This is a genomic window from Rhodoferax sp. (genome assembly GCF_011391645.1).
Lineage (GTDB): Bacteria > Pseudomonadota > Gammaproteobacteria > Burkholderiales > Burkholderiaceae_C > Rhodoferax.
The window spans coordinates 1-17,643 of record NZ_JAABQC010000004.1 but is presented as its reverse complement, the minus strand read 5'-3'; the positions used below and the strand labels follow the sequence as shown (position 1 = coordinate 17,643).

General features: G+C 59.8%; 15 protein-coding genes and 1 tRNA gene. 11 read left to right on the top strand and 5 right to left on the bottom strand.

Annotated elements, in window-relative coordinates; genetic code table 11:
• Window positions 1–88 precede the first annotated feature (88 nt).
• The 3 genes from GPS82_RS01155 to GPS82_RS01145 all read left to right on the top strand — a co-directional run bounded on the left by GPS82_RS01155 (window position 89) and on the right by GPS82_RS01145 (window position 3,655).
• On the top strand, window positions 89–1,069 hold the full coding sequence (locus tag GPS82_RS01155; protein WP_296490252.1) for a D-glycerate dehydrogenase: 981 nt from the start codon (window positions 89–91) through the stop codon (window positions 1,067–1,069).
• A gap of 43 nt (window positions 1,070–1,112) precedes the next feature.
• Window positions 1,113–2,483 (top strand): DNA recombination protein RmuC, encoded by a 1,371-nt coding sequence (gene rmuC, locus GPS82_RS01150; RefSeq protein ID WP_296490250.1) that lies wholly within the window; start codon window positions 1,113–1,115, stop codon window positions 2,481–2,483.
• A 74-nt stretch (window positions 2,484–2,557) separates the two neighbouring features.
• On the top strand, window positions 2,558–3,655 hold the full coding sequence (locus tag GPS82_RS01145; protein ID WP_363716793.1) for an MFS transporter: 1,098 nt from the start codon (window positions 2,558–2,560) through the stop codon (window positions 3,653–3,655).
• Here the strand turns inward: GPS82_RS01145 and GPS82_RS01140 are convergent.
• The gene (locus GPS82_RS01140; protein ID WP_296490246.1) at window positions 3,643–4,518 is read right to left on the bottom strand and encodes a TIGR00730 family Rossman fold protein; all 876 of its coding nucleotides are present in this window, start codon (window positions 4,516–4,518) and stop codon (window positions 3,643–3,645) included. The two genes, GPS82_RS01145 and GPS82_RS01140, sit on opposite strands and share 13 nt — an antisense overlap.
• A gap of 109 nt (window positions 4,519–4,627) precedes the next feature.
• Between GPS82_RS01140 and GPS82_RS01135 the strand changes: the two genes are divergently transcribed.
• Window positions 4,628–6,028 (top strand): AMP-binding protein, encoded by a 1,401-nt coding sequence (locus tag GPS82_RS01135; protein WP_296490245.1) that lies wholly within the window; start codon window positions 4,628–4,630, stop codon window positions 6,026–6,028.
• A gap of 5 nt (window positions 6,029–6,033) precedes the next feature.
• Here the strand turns inward: GPS82_RS01135 and GPS82_RS01130 are convergent, their stop codons facing one another.
• From GPS82_RS01130 to earP, 4 genes are all read right to left on the bottom strand, one after another.
• On the bottom strand, window positions 6,034–6,927 hold the full coding sequence (locus GPS82_RS01130; protein ID WP_296490243.1) for a ribose-phosphate diphosphokinase: 894 nt from the start codon (window positions 6,925–6,927) through the stop codon (window positions 6,034–6,036).
• 17 nt (window positions 6,928–6,944) lie between these two features.
• Entirely contained in the window at window positions 6,945–8,543 is a 1,599-nt protein-coding gene (locus GPS82_RS01125; protein ID WP_296490241.1) for a thymidine phosphorylase family protein, read from the bottom strand.
• Between the two features lie 124 nt (window positions 8,544–8,667).
• Window positions 8,668–9,222, bottom strand: a complete 555-nt coding sequence (efp, locus tag GPS82_RS01120; protein WP_296275243.1) for an elongation factor P — start codon at window positions 9,220–9,222, stop codon at window positions 8,668–8,670.
• A gap of 99 nt (window positions 9,223–9,321) precedes the next feature.
• Entirely contained in the window at window positions 9,322–10,443 is a 1,122-nt protein-coding gene (gene earP, locus GPS82_RS01115; RefSeq protein ID WP_296490239.1) for an elongation factor P maturation arginine rhamnosyltransferase EarP, read from the bottom strand.
• Window positions 10,444–10,469: 26 nt separating this feature from the next.
• Between earP and uvrC the strand changes: the two genes are divergently transcribed.
• The 7 genes from uvrC to GPS82_RS01080 all read left to right on the top strand — a co-directional run bounded on the left by uvrC (window position 10,470) and on the right by GPS82_RS01080 (window position 17,572).
• On the top strand, window positions 10,470–12,452 hold the full coding sequence (uvrC, locus tag GPS82_RS01110) for an excinuclease ABC subunit UvrC (RefSeq protein WP_296490237.1): 1,983 nt from the start codon (window positions 10,470–10,472) through the stop codon (window positions 12,450–12,452).
• A gap of 42 nt (window positions 12,453–12,494) precedes the next feature.
• On the top strand, window positions 12,495–13,061 hold the full coding sequence (gene pgsA / locus GPS82_RS01105; protein ID WP_296490235.1) for a CDP-diacylglycerol--glycerol-3-phosphate 3-phosphatidyltransferase: 567 nt from the start codon (window positions 12,495–12,497) through the stop codon (window positions 13,059–13,061).
• A gap of 32 nt (window positions 13,062–13,093) precedes the next feature.
• Window positions 13,094–13,942 carry a DMT family transporter gene (locus tag GPS82_RS01100; RefSeq protein WP_296490308.1) on the top strand — a complete coding sequence of 283 codons (849 nt, stop codon included), beginning with the start codon at window positions 13,094–13,096 and terminating at the stop codon, window positions 13,940–13,942.
• Window positions 13,943–13,996: 54 nt separating this feature from the next.
• Window positions 13,997–15,088: a tartrate dehydrogenase gene (locus GPS82_RS01095; RefSeq protein ID WP_296490233.1), complete on the top strand. Its 1,092-nt coding sequence runs from the start codon at window positions 13,997–13,999 to the stop codon at window positions 15,086–15,088.
• Window positions 15,089–15,239: 151 nt separating this feature from the next.
• Window positions 15,240–15,512: an HU family DNA-binding protein gene (locus tag GPS82_RS01090; RefSeq protein WP_296490232.1), complete on the top strand. Its 273-nt coding sequence runs from the start codon at window positions 15,240–15,242 to the stop codon at window positions 15,510–15,512.
• Window positions 15,513–15,526: 14 nt separating this feature from the next.
• A tRNA-Val gene (locus GPS82_RS01085) sits at window positions 15,527–15,602 on the top strand.
• Window positions 15,603–15,661: 59 nt separating this feature from the next.
• Window positions 15,662–17,572, top strand: a complete 1,911-nt coding sequence (locus GPS82_RS01080; protein WP_296490306.1) for a SurA N-terminal domain-containing protein — start codon at window positions 15,662–15,664, stop codon at window positions 17,570–17,572.
• Window positions 17,573–17,643 lie beyond the last annotated feature (71 nt).

Sequence of the window (17,643 nt, the reverse complement as noted above, 5' to 3'; positions counted from 1 at the left end):
GCCGGGCCGAAAAGGATCCCAGATGAATGACAATGGTACTTTAAAAAAAGTGTGTTTCAAGCATTTAAACTGCGTCAGGAGTCTCGATATGAACCCCAAAATTCTGGTTGCACGCGCTGTTTTTCCACAGACACTTGCCCTGCTGGAGCAGCATTTTGAAGTGACCTCCAATCAGGACGATGTGCTTTGGAGCCCGGCACAACTCACAGAGCAGTTGCAAGGCAAACAAGGTGCGTTCACCACTGGAAGCGAACGCATTAATGCCGGGCTTTTGGCAGATTGTCCGGAGCTCAGGATTTGCGCCAACATGGCGGTGGGTTACAACAACTTCGACCTCGAAGCCATGACCGCTGCCGGTGTGCTGGCCACCAACACCCCTGATGTGCTGACCGAGACCACGGCAGATTTTGGTTTTGCCCTCATCATGGCCACGGCCCGGCGCATGGCCGAAAGCGAGCGGTTCTTGCGCGCCGGTTTATGGAACAGCTGGCGCTACGACATGTTCGCCGGCTCCGACGTGCACGGCAGCACACTGGGCATTTTGGGGATGGGGCGCATTGGCCAGGCCATCGCCAGGAGGGGTGCGCTCGGTTTCGGCATGAAGGTGATTTATCACAACCGCTCACGCCTGGATGCCGCCACCGAGTTGGCTTGCGGCGCCACCTTGGTCAGCAAGCAGGAGTTGCTGCAGCAATCCGACCATCTGATTCTGGTCCTGCCGTATTCCCCCGAGGCTCACCACGCCATCGGGGCCGACGAACTGGCGCAAATGAAACCCACGGCCACGCTGATCAACATTGCCCGCGGCGGCATTGTGGACGATGCGGCCCTGGCGGTCGCCTTGAAGCAGGGCACCATTGCTGCCGCCGGGCTTGATGTGTTCGAGGGTGAACCGCGGGTTTATCCCGACTTATTGACCCTGCCCAATGTGGTGCTGACACCACACATTGCCAGCGCCACCCTGCCCACGCGCCTGGCCATGGCGCAACTCGCTGCTGACAACCTGATTGGTTATCTGGTGCATGGCAAAGCCCTCACGCCCCTGAACCCGCAGCTTGTGTTGGCTTGATGCGTGGCGCAATGAATTGTTTGCAAACCGGAATGAATAAATCGTGAATGATCTCCTTGGCTGGATCCTGCTGGCGCTGGGCATCCTGAACACAGTCGTCCTGATTTTCGTTTTGGTGCGGCTACCCCGGGACGACACCTCCGCCACCGAGCCGCTGGTGCAGCAAGTCAAGGAGAGCACGGACAAGTTGGAGCGCGGGCTGCGCCGGGACATTCTTGAGGCCTCCCGCGACAGCCGTCAGGAACTCGCGCTGACCCTTGCCACGTTTCAGCAGACCCTGGTGCAACAGGGCGCCGAGGCCACACGCACGCAAAACACGCAGATCGACGCCTTTGGTCAACAACTGGCCTTGCTGCAAAAGACCTTGCATGACACGCTCACCAACCAGTTGTCTGGTTTGAGCGAATCAAACGCCCGGCGCATGAACGAGATCCGGGAGACGCTCGAGAAGCAACTGGCGCAATTGCAGACCAGCAACGCGGCCAAGCTTGATGAAATGCGGGCAACGGTCGACGAAAAGCTGCAAAGCACGCTGCAGGCGCGTCTGGGTGAAAGCTTCAAACAGGTGGCCGACCGCCTGGAGCAGGTGCACAAGGGCCTGGGCGAAATGCAGACACTGGCGCAAGGAGTGGGAGATCTCAAGCACCTGCTCACCAACGTCAAGACACGTGGTATTTTTGGCGAGGCGCAATTGGCATCGCTGCTGGAGCAGGTGTTTGTGCCTGACCAGTACGCGGCCCAGGTGGCAACGCGTCCTGGCAGCAAAAACGTGGTCGACTTTGCCATCAAGCTGCCGGGCCGGTCGGATTCAGGCGCACCCCTGTGGTTGCCGATTGACGCCAAGTTTCCGAACGAAGACTACGAGCGCCTGCTTGACGCCCAGGGCCGCGCCGATGCGGTGGGGGCAGAATTGGCCGCCCGCGCTCTGGAGCAGCGCATTCGGCTGGAGGCCAAGTCGATTTCTGAAAAATACCTGGAGCCGCCGTTTACCACCGACTTCGCCGTCCTGTTTTTGCCCACCGAGGGCCTGTACGCCGAAGTGCTGCGTCGTCCCGGTCTGATGGAAACCTTGCAACGCGACTGCCGGGTCACACTGGCCGGCCCAACCACTCTGCTGGCCATGCTGAGTTCGCTGCAAATGGGCTTCAGGACCCTGGCGCTGGAGAAACGCTCCAGCGAAGTCTGGCAGGTGCTGGGCGCGGTAAAAACCGAATTCGGCAAGTTTGGCGACGTGCTGGCCAGGGTCAAGACCCAAACCGAGACCGTGCTCAAAACCATTGACGGCGCGCAAACCCGCAGCCGCGCCATGGGCCGTGCGCTGAAAAATGTCGAGGCCTTGTCCGAGACGCAAAGCGCCGCGCTGATCGTGCACGACATTGACTTCGATAGCGCGGACGGGCCGGCCAACCCGTGACACAAGCCGCTGCACCGCTGGGCTCAGTGGCACTGGCCCGCCTGATTGCCGGCCACATCAGTTTGCACGCCTGCATGGCGGGGTTGCGCATGGCGGCCCCGTTGCTGGCGCTGCGCGAGGGGAACAGCGCCTTGGCGGTGGGCTTGTTGCTGTCCTTGTTTGCCTTGACCCAGGTGTTTCTGGCATTGCCGGCTGGTCGTTACGCGGATCGCAACGGTTTCAAGCGGCCGGTGGGTTTTTGCGTGCTGGTTGCCAGTGCGGGGGCCGGTTTGGCGGTGGCGTTTCCAATCTTCGAGGTGCTGTGCCTGAGCGCCCTGATGACCGGTGGCGCCACCGGGGTGGCGTCCATCAGCCTGCAGCGCCACGTCGGACGCTCGGCGCAAAACACCACCGAACTCAAGCGCATGTTCAGCTGGCTCTCGATTGGTCCGGCGCTTTCCAACTTTGTCGGGCCGCTGACGGCCGGTTTGCTGATTGACCTGGCTGGTTTTCGGGCGGCATTTTTTGTGCTGGCTTGTCTGCCGTTGATGACCTGGCTGTGGGTGCGTCACACCCTGGAGCTGCCACCGGTGCCGGTCAAGCCTGGTGACGGGCAGAGTCGCGCCTGGGATTTGCTGCGCGAGCCGATGATGCGCCGGCTGATGCTGGTGAACTGGCTGCTGTCGTCCTGCTGGGATGTGCACACCTTTGTGGTGCCGGTGCTGGGACACGAGCGGGGCCTGAGCGCCTCGGCCATTGGCGCCATTCTGGGCAGCTTTGCCCTCGCCGCCACGGCTGTCAGGGTCGCCTTGCCGCTTCTGGCGGCCCGCCTGCATGAATGGGTGGTGGTGACCACAGCCATGCTGGCTACCGGTTTGCTGTTTGCGATTTACCCGTTCATGCCCAACGCCCTGACGATGGGGTTGTGCTCTGTTTTGCTGGGCCTGTCACTGGGCTCGGTGCAGCCGATGATCATGAGCACCTTGCACCAGATCACCCCCGAGGCGCGCCATGGCGAGGCGTTGGGCTTTCGCCTGATGGCGATCAACGCATCCAGCGTGTTGATGCCGATGCTGTTTGGCAGCGCAGGTGCCGTGATGGGCGTGTCGCTGGTGTTTTGGACGGTGGGTGCCAGCGTGGCGGCGGGCGCCCGTTCGGCATGGCGCTTGCGCCCGCCCGCTCACAAACCGTAAAAATCCCTGATCACCTCCCAGGCGGCTTCCGGTTGATCCGCATACTGAAATAGCTTGAGGTCGTCCGCAGAGATGGCGCCTTCTTCGACCAGGGCGTCGATATTGATCAGACGTTTCCAGTATTCGGTGCCGTACAGCACGATCGGAACCGGTTTTGCCTTGCGGGTCTGCACCAGTGTGATGACTTCAAACAGCTCATCGAGCGTACCAAAGCCGCCGGGAAAAGCCACCAGCGCCTTGGCCCGCATCATGAAGTGCATTTTGCGCAGCGCAAAGTAGTGAAACTTGAAGCTCAGGCTGGGCGTGACATAGGGATTGTGCTTTTGTTCGTGAGGCAGGGCGATGTTGAGCCCGACGCTCGGCGCGCCCATCTCATGCGCGCCACGGTTTGCGGCTTCCATGATGCCGGGGCCGCCACCAGTCACAATGAACAGGCGCTCCTCGGGCCGGCGGTGCATGCTGTAGTCCGCCACAAGCCGGGCAAACAAGCGCGCCTGGTCGTAATAGCGGGCATTGCGCACCAGCCGCTGCGCTGTAGCCAGAGCACTGGCGTCGCCGCTGAGTTGTGCCTCGTACAGGTTGTTTTTGGCGTCCTCCGGTGCGCGAAAACGGGCGCTGCCAAACACCACCACCGTGTTCTCAATGCCCTGTTCCGCCTGGTCCAGGTCAGGCTTGAGCATTTCCAGCTGAAAGCGGATGCCACGGGTTTCCCGGCGCAGCAGAAACTCGGGGTCGGCAAAGGCCAGGCGGTAGGCGTCTGCCTGCAGCGGGTTGCCTTGGTCGGCGTGATTCTGCAGTTCGGCCCAGGCATCTGCCAGGCGACGTTCGGTGAGTTGCTGGGGTATCTTTTTGAGGTTGTTCATGCAGGTCATTGTGTCGGGTAAACGAGCATCTAAAGTTGAGGCCGCCAATGATAATTCTCAATGGATGCAGTGGGGGCCAGCCTATGATGTTCGTTCAAAGGGGAATTGCATGACGACCATTTTTGATCCCGTGCGTTTCAGTGCCGTGTCGATGGATGTCATGGCATGCGGACGGGCCACCGCGCAGGCGCTCACAGATCGGCAACACTCCCGGTTGGATCTTCTGCTGGCCGCAACGATGCGCGACTCCGGCTTTTACCGCGACCATTTGCAGGGAATGCGGCCGCGCGGCGCTCCGCTGGCCGCGCTGCCGGTGGTGACCAGACGCCAACTGATGGACCGTTTTGATGACTGGGTGACCGACCCGCACCTGAAATTGCACGAACTTCAAGCGTTTGCAGCTGATCCGGAGCGCATCGGGGAACCCTTTCTGGGGGAATACTTGGTCTGGGAGAGTTCGGGTACCAGCCATCAACCGGGAATTTTTGTTCAAAACGCCCAGACGATGGCCGTCTACGACGCGCTGGAGATGCTGCGGCGCAGCGCCCCGCGGCCCATCCAGCGGTGGCTTGATCCGCTGGCGTTGGCAGAGCGCATCGCCTTCGTGGGCGTCACCAGCGGTCACTTTGCCAGTTTTGTGAGCATGCAACGACTGCGCGAGTTGCAGCCCTGGCTGGCACCGTCGCTGCGCAGCTTTTCATTGCTTCAGTCCACACGCTCACTGGTGGAAGAACTCAATGCTTTCGCGCCAACGGTGATTGCCACCTACCCAACCGTGGCTGCCCTGCTGGCGGATGAGGCAGCTGGCGGTGCCTTGCACTTCTCCCCCAGGGAGGTCTGGACCGGTGGTGAAACGCTGAGCGCTGCGGTGCGCCGGCGCCTGGAGCTCTCGCTGGGGTGTGCGGTGCGCAACAGCTATGGTGCCTCGGAGTTCATGTCGATCGCCTGGGAGTGCGACCAGCGTTGCCTGCACGTCAATGCAGATTGGGTGATTCTGGAGCCGGTGGACGCGTGCGGCCAGCCCATGCCCGCAGATGAGTTTTCCCACTCCACCTTGCTGACCAACCTGGCAAATTTCGTGCAGCCGCTGATCCGCTATGACCTGGGCGACAGGGTCAAGCTGCATCGCGACCCCTGTGCCTGTGGCTCGGGCTTGCCGGTCATTGAGGTGGAAGGTCGCCAGGACGATGCGCTGGTCATGGCAGGCAATGACGGCCAGCCGGTGACGTTGCTGCCGTTGGCGTTGACCACGGTGCTGGAGGATCGGGCGGGCGTGTTCGACTTTCATTTGCGCCAGCGCGACGACCGCACCCTGGTGCTGCGGCTCCCGACACAGGCCTCCGATGCGCTTGTGGTTGTGGCGCGCTGTCGCGCTGCACTGAAAGAGTTTGCGCTTGAGCAAGGGCTCAAGCCGATTCATGTGCTCGGCGAACTCGGGCAAGCTATTCCCAGGGGGCGCAGCGGCAAGGCAAAACGCATCGTCGCGTGCCGCGCCAGCGCACAGCACTGACACAACTAGGTCAGGTTCTGCTCGAGCCGGGCCAGCGCCTCGGCGATGGTGCCGGTCATGCTGACAACATTGCTGGCGTGCGCAATGCAGTCGGTGCTCCAGACCTCGCCTATGCCAGCGTCCTGCATCACCTGAAGCGCGTCGCCAGAAAACAAGGCATGGGTGACGGCCACATCGACCGACGCGGCACCCGCTGCCAGCAGCAGTTCCGCCGCGCGGGCGACGCTGTGGCCGGTGCTGGCCACATCGTCGATCAGCACGGTGCAGCGCCCCCTTACCGTCACGTCGGGCAGCGTGACTTCGACGGCCCGGTCACCATGTCGCACCTTGCGGCATACCGCATGATCAAAACCGTGGCGGTTGGCTGCCATGGCAATCCATTGGGCCGACTCTTCATCGGGTCCGATGAACATGGGATGTTGACGCCGCGCCGCAATCCAGTCGGACAACAAGGGCGCCCCGCTGAGCACGATGGCCTGTTTTATGGGCACGGCCTCATGCAGCGAGGTCACCCGGTGCAAGTGAGGGTCGACGGTGATCACGGCATCAAACAGGCCCGCCAGAAATTGGCCGACGATGCGCTGGCTGACGGCCTCACCAGGGCGAAAGGCGATGTCCTGGCGCATGTAGGCCAAGTACGGTGCCACCAGCGTCAGATAGGTGGTGCCCAGGGTGCGGGCGGTTTGCGCCGCCAGCAGCAGTTCGATCAGCTTTGCATTCGGGTCATTCAGCGAGCGAAGAATGACCACGTGGGCGGGCAGTGTGCCTGGCAGGCGCAGTTTGATCTCGCCATCCGGAAAACGGTGTCGCTCGACTTGCCGGGGCGTCAGGTTGGCGGCCCGCGCCAATTGGGTTGCGGGGTCCAGATCATCGTCAAAGTGCAACAGTACGGATTTCATGAGAGGGGCTGTGTGCATCAAAACTCCACAAAGACATGTGACATCTCACTGGCCCGGCCCAGGGTGAAGCCGTTACACCTGGCAATGGCTTGGCGGGCAAAGCCAAGGTCGCTCTGAAAACTGGCATGGACGCGGTACAAAACCTCGCCTGCCGCGACAGTGTCCCCAAGTTTTTGAAACAGGTCAATTCCGGCGCAGGCGACCTTAGGCGCACCGGCCAGGCGGGCGATACGCGCCACCTGCAAATTGTCAATATTGATGACCATGCCGTCTGCGGGTGCGCGGACCTCAAACGTCAGGGCTCCGAGACTTGGCTTGTTGAAGTCAAATTCCTTGGCGCCCTGCGCGGCAACGATGGCGTTCATCTTGGCGAGCGCCCGACCCGAATCAAGAATATCGCGCGCAATCGAAAAACCGTCACCGCCGCGCACATCGGGGTGACACTCAATCAGCCGTCCCGCCAGGCGCAGGGCTTTTTGCCGCAGGTCGTTGGGCGCTTGCGGGTCGTTCTGCAGCACGCGCATCACGTCACGGGCCTCCAGCATCGGGCCAATGCCGCGCCCAATCGGCTGACGTCCATCGGTGATGACCACATCGAGCGACAGGTGCAGGCGGCTGGCGACATACTCAAACAACCTGCGCAGCCTTTGCGCCTCAGGCATCGAACGCACTTTGGCGCTAGGACCAATCGGAATGTCGAGCACCAGATGGGTCGAGCCGGCGGCGATTTTCTTGGACAGGATGGAGGCCACCATTTGTCCGGGCGAGTCAATGGCCAGCGGCCGCTCCACCGAAATCAGGATATCGTCGGCGGGCGACAAATTGGCGGTGCCGCCCCACGCCAGACAGGCGCGGTGGTCGCGCACAATGTCGGCCAGCTTGTCAAACGGCAGTTTCACGTTGGCCAGCACCTCCATGCTGTCGGCAGTGCCAGCCGGCGAAGTGATGGCGCGCGACGAGGTTTTAGGGCAGAGCAGCCCATGCGCGGCAACGATCGGCACCACCAGCATCGAGGTGCGGTTGCCCGGTATGCCGCCAATGCAGTGTTTGTCCACCACCAGGGGCTCATGCCAGTCGAGCTTTCTGCCGCTGGCGACCATCGCCTCGGTCAAAAAATACACTTCCTCGCGGTCCAGTTCATCCCGGTTGGTGGCCACCACGAAAGCGGTCAGTTCTATTTTTGAGTAGCGAAGCTCGGCAATGTCGCTCACAATTTCCCGAAAATCTTGAAGGCCCAAACGTTCACCCGCAATTTTTCGGTAGAGCGCGCCAATGGAGGCGGGCGGTTCGGCCTGCGCCACTGAAACCACATGGCCTTCCTCGACTGCGAGTTGCATGAACGCGTCTTCGGACAAGCCCAGTTCGCCGCAGCCCACAATGGCAGTGTCATCAACCACGTTCAGGGTCGCCAGAATGTGCTGGCCGTTGGCGCGAATTTCCACCTTGGACAAGGCCTGGAAACCTTCGGCCCGATAGACCGCACAGTCACGGTGCAAGTAGGCGACATTTTCACGGTAGGTGTCAATGGCTACCCGGCGCAGCGCGATCCTGGAACTGGTCAAATCGCCGGTGGGCTCGGCACCCGGCGTTGTTTGTGCATCAGCGGCAGGTTTCATGACCGAAGCCTACTCCGATTTTGGGATGGAATGTCTTGATGAAAACGTGATGTATGCAGCAAAAAGGCGAAAAAAAGGCTTCCGGAGAAGCCTATTCAAGGGATTGCGCTTTGCGCGCAAGTGTTTACACGCGCTTGCGGTATTCGCCGGTGCGGGTGTCGATCTCGACCTTGTCGCCTTGCGCCACAAAAATCGGCACGCCAATTTCGAAACCGGTCGCCAGCTTGGCGGGCTTGAGTACCTTGCCCGAGGTGTCGCCCTTGACGGCTGGCTCGGTCCAGGTGATTTCACGAACCACGCTGGTGGGCAGTTCGACCGAAATCGCCTTGCCGTCATAAAACACCACTTCGAGCGGCATGCCGTCGTCGAGGTAGTTGAGCGAGTCGCCCATGTTTTCTGCTTCGACTTCGTACTGGTTGTATTCCTCGTCCATGCAGATGTACATGGGATCGGCAAAGTACGAATAGGTGCAGTCTTTTTTGTCCAGGATGACCTGGTCAAGCTTGTCGTCGGCCTTGAACACGACTTCGGTGTTGAAGTTGGCGATCAGGCTTTTGAGCTTCATGCGCACGGTGGCAGAGTTGCGGCCGCCGCGGCTGTATTCGGTTTTCAGGACGACCATGGGGTCTTTGCCGTGCATGATGACATTGCCGGCGCGAATTTCTTGAGCGATTTTCATAGGGAAGCGTAACGAAGGGGTGAAAGTAGGCCGCGCGTCAGGCGGCGAGGGCGGTCAAGGCTTTAGTGAACTCAAGCCTGCGCCGCAAAACGCGCTATTTTAGAGGATTTTTGCAATAAAGTTGAGCAGCCTTGTGCTCAAGTCCGCTTGTTGTAGCAGGCTGGCTCTGGCCTGCGTCGCGCAGTCCTGCCAGTTTTCAGGTGCGAACGGTGCGTCCTGCAAGCTCGGGGCTGGCCGTTCCAGGCCGTTCCAGCCGCGATGAAACGCGCGCAGCGAGGTGGGCGCTTGCAGCCAGTCCAGAAACGCATCCAGTTTGACCTCGTGGGCTGAATCGTGTTGGGGGTAGATGTGCCACACAAGAGGCTTTCCGGCCCACAAGGCGCGCACCAGCGAGTCTTCGCCGCGGACAAAATTGACATCGCAGGCCCACAGCAAATGGTCAAAATCAGTTTGGCTGAGCGGGGGCAGATAAGAAATTGAGAGCGCTTCGCCTCTGTTCCAGTGGGGCTGGTGTCTGTTCTTGTTGATCAGCTCGGCTCGAACTGCCGCGCTGGCACGGCCATCGGTGACCAGCAACCGGGTTGGCTGGACGCCATGCGCCAAGCTGTCCAGCAGGTCACTCAGGCCCGCTGGTTCGTAACAGAACAGCGACACCAGTCGCTCACCTCCCCAGGGTACACCCAGCCCGGTCAGCCAGGCCTGGCGGTCAAACCGGGTCTGGCGCGCGATGAGGTCGGGCTCGCGCAACAGGCCGCCGGTATCCATGGTGAAACCCGGATAGAAAAAGTGTTTGATCAAGCCGCGAGCAGGACCGCTCATGACAGGCGACGGCAGGCCGTGGCAACCCGCTGCATAACCTTCTGCGCTCAGGTATTCCAGATTGATCCACGCGCATTTTTGAGTGTGACGGTTCAGCGATTTTGCGTATTCCGCGATGAACTCGGCATCAATCTCGCAGCCAAAGGCCTCGACCAACACCTCGCCGGGCGTGATGCCGCTCATGTCGAGGGGTGTCGTCCAGGCTCTCACCTCGACGCCTGGCGAGCCCTGCGGCGCCATCCAGGCCAGCGCGCTCACGTCGTCTGCCCACAGGCGAACGGTTTGACCGTGCCCGGCCAGATTGCAGGCCAGACGCCAGCACACGCCGAGGTCGCCAAAGTTGTCGATGACCCGGCAAAAGATATCCCAACGCAGCCTGGGGGTGGGTGTTATGCATGGCATGGCCGGATTGTCCACAATACGCACCTATGTCCGATAACGCCTCAAACCTGCCGCAAGACGCCACACAGCAACACGCCCCCGTGTTTGCCCATCCCGAGCAACTGCTCAGCGATGTGGCCAGCCTGCCGGCCTTGCCCGGGGTGTACCGCTATTTCGACGCGCAGGGCAACGTTTTGTATGTGGGCAAGGCCATCAACCTGAAAAAGCGGGTCTCGAGTTATTTTCAGAAAAATCATGGCGGCACCCGTATTGGTCACATGGTGAGCAAGATTGCCCGGCTGGAAACCACCGTGGTGCGCTCCGAAGCCGAGGCGCTGCTGCTGGAAAACAACCTGATCAAAACGCTCAACCCGAAGTACAACATCCTGTTTCGGGACGACAAAAGCTACCCCTACCTCAAGATTACGGCACTTGGACACAGCGGCAGGGAGCAGTTTCCAAGGGTGGCGTATTACCGAGGTGCGGTGGAAAAGAAGCACCATTATTTCGGCCCCTACCCGAGCGCCTGGGCCGTCAAGGAAGCCATTTTGCTGATGCAAAAGGTCTTCCGGTTGCGCACCTGTGAAGACTCGGTGTTCAACAACCGCACCCGGCCCTGCCTGCTGTACCAGATCAAACGTTGCTCGGGGCCGTGTGTGGGGCATATCTCACCTGACGCCTATGCGCAGGACCTGTTGGACGCGGAGCGCTTCCTGAATGGTGACGCACGCGAAGTGATGCGGGAGCTTGAGGCACGCATGATGCTGCATGCCGACAAGCTTGAATTTGAGCAAGCGGCAGAACTGCGCAACCAGGTGGCGGCGCTCTCCAATGTGCTGCACCAGCAATCGGTGGACAACGTGTCTGACCGGGATGTGGACATTCTGGCGGTGAAAGTGCAGGGCGGTCGCGCCTGTGTGAATCTGGCGATGGTGCGCGGTGGACGGCATCTGGGGGACCGGCCCTATTTCCCGGTGCATGTGGAGGATGCAGTGGGGCTGGAGGAGGCAGAGGCAAGCGAATTATCCGGCGTCGTTCAGAGTCTGGAAATGCAGGTGCTCGATGCCTTCATTGCCCAGCATTATCTGAACGTGCCCGCGCCGCCCTCGCTGGTGGTGAGTGTGCCGGTGGACAAGGGGCTGCTGCAGGCACTGTCCGAGCAAACCGGCGTCAAGGTCAGCGCGGTGCACAACCCGCGCGAACAGCGCCGGGTCTGGCTGGACATGGCACAAACCAATGCCGGCCTGCAACTGGCCAGGCTGTTGGCCGAAGAGGGCTCACAGCAGGCCCGCACCCGTGCGCTGGTGGAAGCGCTGGACCTGGCGCTCGACAACATCGACGAGCTGCGGGTGGAGTGTTTTGACATCTCCCACACTGCGGGCGAATCGACTCAGGCGTCCTGCGTGGTGTTTCATCACCACAAGATGCAAAGCGCCGAGTACCGGCGTTTCAAGATCAACGACATCACGCCGGGAGACGACTACGCGGCCATGCGCCAGGTGTTATTGCGTCGGTACAGCAAGCTGGCCGAGTCGCTGGCAGAGGCCAAGCGCTCTGGCGCCTTGCCTGCAGGCACGGGGCGTTTGCCCGACCTGGTGCTGGTGGATGGCGGCAAGGGCCAGGTGTCGATGGCGCGCGAGGTGTTTGAGCAACTGGGGCTGGACTTGTCGCTGATTGTTGGCGTGGAAAAGGGCGAGGGCAGGCGCATTGGCCTGGAAGAACTGGTGTTTGCCGATGGCCGCGACAAGGTCTATCTGGGCAAGGACTCCGCCGCACTGATGTTGGTGGCGCAGATCCGTGACGAGGCGCACCGCTTTGCCATCACCGGCATGCGTGCGGCACGCGCCAAGGTGCGCATGGACGGCGGCAAGCTGGAAGAGATCCCGGGCATTGGCCCGAAACGGCGCGCCCGCCTGCTGCAGCGCTTTGGTGGTGTGCGCGGCGTGGCGCTGGCGTCGGAGGCCGACATTGCGCAGGTTGAAGGCATTTCAACTGAGCTGGCGGCAGAAATTTACCGCGCCCTGCATTGACGCGCGCGTTTTTTGCCAAGCGGCGCATGCCACAATTGAGCCATGTTCTGGACCATCCCCACCCTCATGACCTGGGCGCGCATTGTGGCGATCCCGTTGATCGTGGGCGTGTTTTACCTGCCAATTGGCCCCGACACCAAAAATTTGATCGCCACCGTCATGTTTGTTGTCTTTGCCGCCACCGACTGGCTTGACGGCTATCTGGCGCGAAAGCTCAACCAGGTGTCTGCCTTCGGCGCGTTCCTGGACCCGGTGGCTGACAAATTCTTGGTCTGCGCCTGTGTGCTGGTGCTGGTGCACCTCGGGCGTGCCGACGTGTTTGTGGCGCTGATCATCATTGGCCGGGAAATTGCCATCTCTGCCCTGCGCGAGTGGATGGCCCAGATTGGCGCCTCCAAAAGCGTCGCCGTTCACATGATCGGCAAGCTCAAGACCACTGCGCAAATGGTGGCGATTCCGTTCCTGTTGTTTGATGGCATGTTGTTTGGAGTCATCAACACCCATTTGTGGGGTGTCTGGCTGATCTGGATTTCGGCAGTGATGACAGTCTGGTCGATGGTTTATTACCTGCAAAAAGCTTTGCCTGAGATCAGGTCGCGTGTGAAGTGACGGTGACCATCGAGCGGCCCTTGATCAGGGTCATGCCGGCGGTGTTTGTGCTGATCTGGAGCACCGGTTTCATCGTGGCGCGCTATGGCATGCCGCATGCGCCACCCTTCAAATTCCTGGTGATGCGTTATGCCCTGTCCATTGCGTGCTTCCTGCTCTGGATTGTGCTGGCGCGGGTGAAGTGGCCAAGTGATCGCACGCAGTGGCTGCACCTGGCGGTCACCGGAATCTTCATGCACGCGGGTTACCTGGGTGGCGTCTGGGCTGCCGTCAAGCTCGGCATGGGTTCGGGCCTGTCCGCCCTGATTGTGGGCCTGCAGCCGGTGCTGACGGCACTCTGGCTGGCCGCCATTGGCAGCAGAATCCTGACACGTCAATGGCTGGGCCTGGTGCTGGGTTTTGTCGGGTTGTTGATGGTGGTGTCGCGCAAATTTGGCACCGGCGGCGAGGCCAACTGGCTCAATATGTCGCTGATTGTGGGCGCCTTGCTCAGCATCACGATTGGCACCCTGTACCAAAAGCGCTTCGTCACATCCTGTGACGTGCGCACCGCCAACACGGTTCAGCTGGGCGCCGCGCTGCTGGTCACGCTACCGCTGGCTGCGCTTGAGCTGGAAGCCATAAGGTGGAACGCTGAGTTGGTGGGGGCCATCGCCTGGTCGGTCCTTGCGTTGACACTTGGCGGCAGCTCATTGCTTTATCTGTTGATTCAAAAAGGCGCTGCCGCCTCGGTGACCAGCCTGATGTACCTGGTGCCGCCCACGACGGCGTTCATGGCCTGGGTGCTGTTTGCCGAGCCCATCACCCTCACCACGGTGTTTGGCACGCTGTTAACGGCATTTGGGGTGGCATTGGTGGTGCGTCAGCCCAAATTTACCTGATCTTTTTGACAAAATCAGACCTTATTTTTATTCAAACAACAAGAGGATTGCGCCATGAACAAGAAAAGAATCGCGGTGATCGCAGGTGATGGCATTGGCAAGGAAGTGATGCCGGAAGGCATTCGGGTGCTGGAGGCTGTGGCTGACAAATTTGCCATCGACCTGCAGTTTGACCATTTCGATTTTTCAAGCTGGGACTATTTTGACAAGCATGGCAAGATGTTGCCCGACAACTGGAAAGACCTGATTGGCGGCCACGATGCCATTTATTTCGGTGCCGTCGGCTGGCCCGAGAAAATTCCGGATCACGTCTCGTTGTGGGGGTCGCTGCTGCTGTTTCGCCGGGAGTTTGACCAGTACATCAACCTGCGCCCGGCGCGCTTGATGCCCGGCATCATCGCACCGGTGGTGCGGCGTGATGGCACGGCCCGCCTGCCTGGCGAGATCGACATGGTGATCGTTCGGGAAAACACCGAGGGCGAGTACTCCAGCATTGGCGGGCGCATGTATGCCGGCACCGAGCGCGAGATCGTGATGCAGGAAACCGTGATGTCGCGCATCGGTGTTGACCGGGTGCTGAAATTTGCCTTTGATCTGGCGCAGTCGCGGCCCAAAAAACACCTGACCAGCGCCACCAAGTCAAATGGCATTGCCATCACCATGCCTTATTGGGACGAGCGGGTGCAAGCCATGGCCAAACACTACCCTGATGTAAGTGTGGATAAATTTCACATCGACATTCTCACGGCGCACTTTGTCCAGCGGCCCGACTTTTTTGATGTGGTGGTGGGCAGCAATCTGTTTGGCGACATCCTCAGCGACTTGGGGCCGGCTTGCACGGGCACCATTGCCATTGCGCCAAGCGCCAACCTCAATCCCAGTCGCCAATTTCCATCGCTGTTTGAACCGGTGCACGGTTCGGCGCCTGACATTGCGGGGCGGGCCATCGCCAATCCGATCGGTCAAATCTGGAGTGGCGCCATGATGCTGGATTTTTTGGGTTTCAAGGACGCTCATGATGCCGTTTTGACCGCCATCGAGCAGGTATTGACGCCCGCAAGCGATGCCCCCCGGACACCGGATTTGGGCGGTAGAGCCAGCACATCGGATCTTGGTGCTGCGATCGCTCGGCAAATTCAGCCTTGAAAAATTTGCCCGGCATGATCTGGCTGGCTGGCCAAAGCCGTCTAGAATCACTTTCCTGTCGGAGAGACATGCCCTCGTTTCAGGGTAATTCGTTCCTCAAAATGATCAAAGAAACACCAGATTTAAATGCAACCCCTGCGAGAGGTAATTTGTGAATAAGACTGAATTAATCGATTTCATTGCCATGGATGCTGATCTTCCCAAAGCGGTTGCAGCCCGTGCCCTGGAATCCACCATCGAAGCCGTGAAAATTACTTTGAGCAAGGGTGACTCTGTTTCCCTGGTTGGCTTTGGCACCTTTGCGGTTGGCAAACGTGCGGCCCGAACCGGGCGCAATCCACGCACTGGCGTGTCGATTAAAATCGATGCTGCCAAGGTTCCCAAGTTCCGTCCGGGTAAGGCATTGAAAGATGCCTTGAATTGAATCTGTTATCGGTGGGGTGATTAGCTCAGTTGGTAGAGCGGCGCCTTTACACGGCGTAGGTCGGCGGTTCGAGCCCGTCATCACCCACCACCTACATCAAGGCGAACACCGTGTTCGCCTTTTTTATTGCCACACAGGAGAGTTTGCGCATGTTCGATATTTTCCGGAAACACACCAAGATCATGATGACGGTGTTGTTCCTGCTGATCATCCCATCGTTTGTTTTGTTTGGGATCGACGGCTACAACCGCATGAGCGAGCCTGATGAGCCTGTAGCGCGCGTCGGCGGCAACGACATCACCCAAAGCCAGTGGGACGCAGCCCACAGGGCAGAAGCTGATCGCCTGCGCGCATCCATGCCCAACGTTGATGCCAAGTTACTGGATTCCCCTGAGGCGCGTTATGCCACGCTGGAGCGGTTGGTGCGTGACAGTGTGGTGGCGCTTGCCGCCGAGCAAGCCAAGCTTTCCACCAGTGATGGCCGGCTGACCCGGTATTTGCAGGAAGATCCCACGATTGCCTCCTTGCGCATGGCAGACGGCAAGATCGACATGGAGCGCTATCGCCAACTGGCAGCCAACCAAGGCTTCACGCCCGAGGGGTTCGAGAACAATGTCCGTCTGGAACTGTCCCGACAGCAAGTTGAGATGGGTGTTCGCGCTTCAAGTTTTGCATCGCCCGCCGTTGCCGATGTGGCATTGAATGCATTCTTTGAAAAGCGCGAAGTCCAGGTCGTCAACTTGTTGTCAAGGGACTACGCGGCCAAGGTCACTCCGACCGAGGCCGAACTGGAAGCTTTTTACAAAAGCAATCAGGCACTTTTCCAGGCCCCTGAACAAGCTCAGATTGAGTACGTGGTCCTTGACCTTGAAGCCGTCAAGAAGAGTATCCAGATTCCAGAAGCTGACTTGAAGTCGTATTACGAACAGAATGCACTGCGGTTGAGTGGTGTTGAAGAGCGCCGCGCCAGCCATATTTTGATCAATGCGCCCAAAGATGCTGCCGAAGCAGACCGCCAGAAAGCCAGGCTTCGTGCCGAAGAACTGCTAAAGACGGTGCGTGCCAACCCCGCGAATTTCGCCGAGATCGCCAGCAAAAACTCACAGGATCAGGGCTCGGCTGCCAAAGGCGGTGACCTTGATTTCTTTGCCCGTGGGGCCATGGTCAAACCGTTTGAAGACGCTGCTTTTGCGATGCAGAAAGGCGCAATCAGCGAGTTGGTTGAATCCGACTTTGGTTTTCACATCATCCAGCTCACCGACATCAAATTGCCCAAGCAGCTTACTTTTGACGAACTGCGTGTCAGCCTTGAGGCCGACCTGAAGAGCCAGCAGGCGCAGCGTAAATTTGCAGAAGTGGCAGAGGTATTTACCAACACGGTGTACGAGCAGTCCGACAGCCTGAAGCCTGTTGCCGACAAGCTCAAGCTGGAAATCAAGACAGAGGACAAGCTTTCACGCCAGCCGCTGCCGGGCGCCTCGGGTATTCTTGCCAACGAAAAATTTTTGGCGTCTCTTTTTTCTTCAGACGCGATTGCCAGCAAGCGTAATACCGAGGCGGTCGAGACCGCCTCCAATCAGTTGGTGGCGGGTCGTGTGGTGATGCATCAACCAGCACGCACGTTGCCACTGGCCGAAGTTCAAGCGCAGGTTCGCGCGCAAGTGGTCGCGACGCGTGCCAGCGAGCTGGCCAAAAAAGACGGTGCCGAAAAACTGGCGCTTTGGCAGACCGGCGGCGCGCCCGCAAGTCTGCCTGAGACACAGGTGGTTTCACGCGACCAACCGCTCAACCTGCCAGCATCAGTATTGACTGCGGCCTTGCGTGCTGATTCGTCCAAGTTGCCGGCCTGGATGGGTGTCGATCTGGGTCCCCAGGGTTATGCATTGGTGCGCGTCAATCGTGTGGTGGCGCGCGATGAGGCCGCGCAAGCAGCTTTGCGCCAAAGCCGGGAGCAGTATGCGCAGTGGTGGAATGGGGCAGAGTCGCAGGCCTATTACGCATTGCTGAAAGAGAAACTGAAAGTCGAAATACTGGTGCCCAGCCCAGAGAAGAAGCCATAAAGGGTCAACCCCGATCTGGCCGCAAACCCAAGCGGGTTCAAAGCCAAGTCAAAGTTTCATCGGTTATAATT

What these genes read in the sequence shown, in the direction of transcription:
- GPS82_RS01155 (WP_296490252.1), top strand. Translation starts at nt 89, where the DNA reads ATGAACCCCAAAATTCTGGTTGCACGCGCTGTTTTTCCACAGACACTT.
- GPS82_RS01145 (WP_363716793.1), top strand. Translation starts at nt 2,558, where the DNA reads ATGGCGGGGTTGCGCATGGCGGCCCCGTTGCTGGCGCTGCGCGAGGGG.
- GPS82_RS01140 (WP_296490246.1), bottom strand. Translation starts at nt 4,518, where the DNA reads ATGAACAACCTCAAAAAGATACCCCAGCAACTCACCGAACGTCGCCTG.
- GPS82_RS01135 (WP_296490245.1), top strand. Translation starts at nt 4,628, where the DNA reads ATGACGACCATTTTTGATCCCGTGCGTTTCAGTGCCGTGTCGATGGAT.
- GPS82_RS01130 (WP_296490243.1), bottom strand. Translation starts at nt 6,927, where the DNA reads ATGAAATCCGTACTGTTGCACTTTGACGATGATCTGGACCCCGCAACC.
- GPS82_RS01125 (WP_296490241.1), bottom strand. Translation starts at nt 8,543, where the DNA reads ATGAAACCTGCCGCTGATGCACAAACAACGCCGGGTGCCGAGCCCACC.
- efp (WP_296275243.1), bottom strand. Translation starts at nt 9,222, where the DNA reads ATGAAAATCGCTCAAGAAATTCGCGCCGGCAATGTCATCATGCACGGC.
- earP (WP_296490239.1), bottom strand. Translation starts at nt 10,443, where the DNA reads ATGCCATGCATAACACCCACCCCCAGGCTGCGTTGGGATATCTTTTGC.
- uvrC (WP_296490237.1), top strand. Translation starts at nt 10,470, where the DNA reads ATGTCCGATAACGCCTCAAACCTGCCGCAAGACGCCACACAGCAACAC.
- pgsA (WP_296490235.1), top strand. Translation starts at nt 12,495, where the DNA reads ATGTTCTGGACCATCCCCACCCTCATGACCTGGGCGCGCATTGTGGCG.
- GPS82_RS01100 (WP_296490308.1), top strand. Translation starts at nt 13,094, where the DNA reads ATGCCGGCGGTGTTTGTGCTGATCTGGAGCACCGGTTTCATCGTGGCG.
- GPS82_RS01095 (WP_296490233.1), top strand. Translation starts at nt 13,997, where the DNA reads ATGAACAAGAAAAGAATCGCGGTGATCGCAGGTGATGGCATTGGCAAG.
- GPS82_RS01080 (WP_296490306.1), top strand. Translation starts at nt 15,662, where the DNA reads ATGTTCGATATTTTCCGGAAACACACCAAGATCATGATGACGGTGTTG.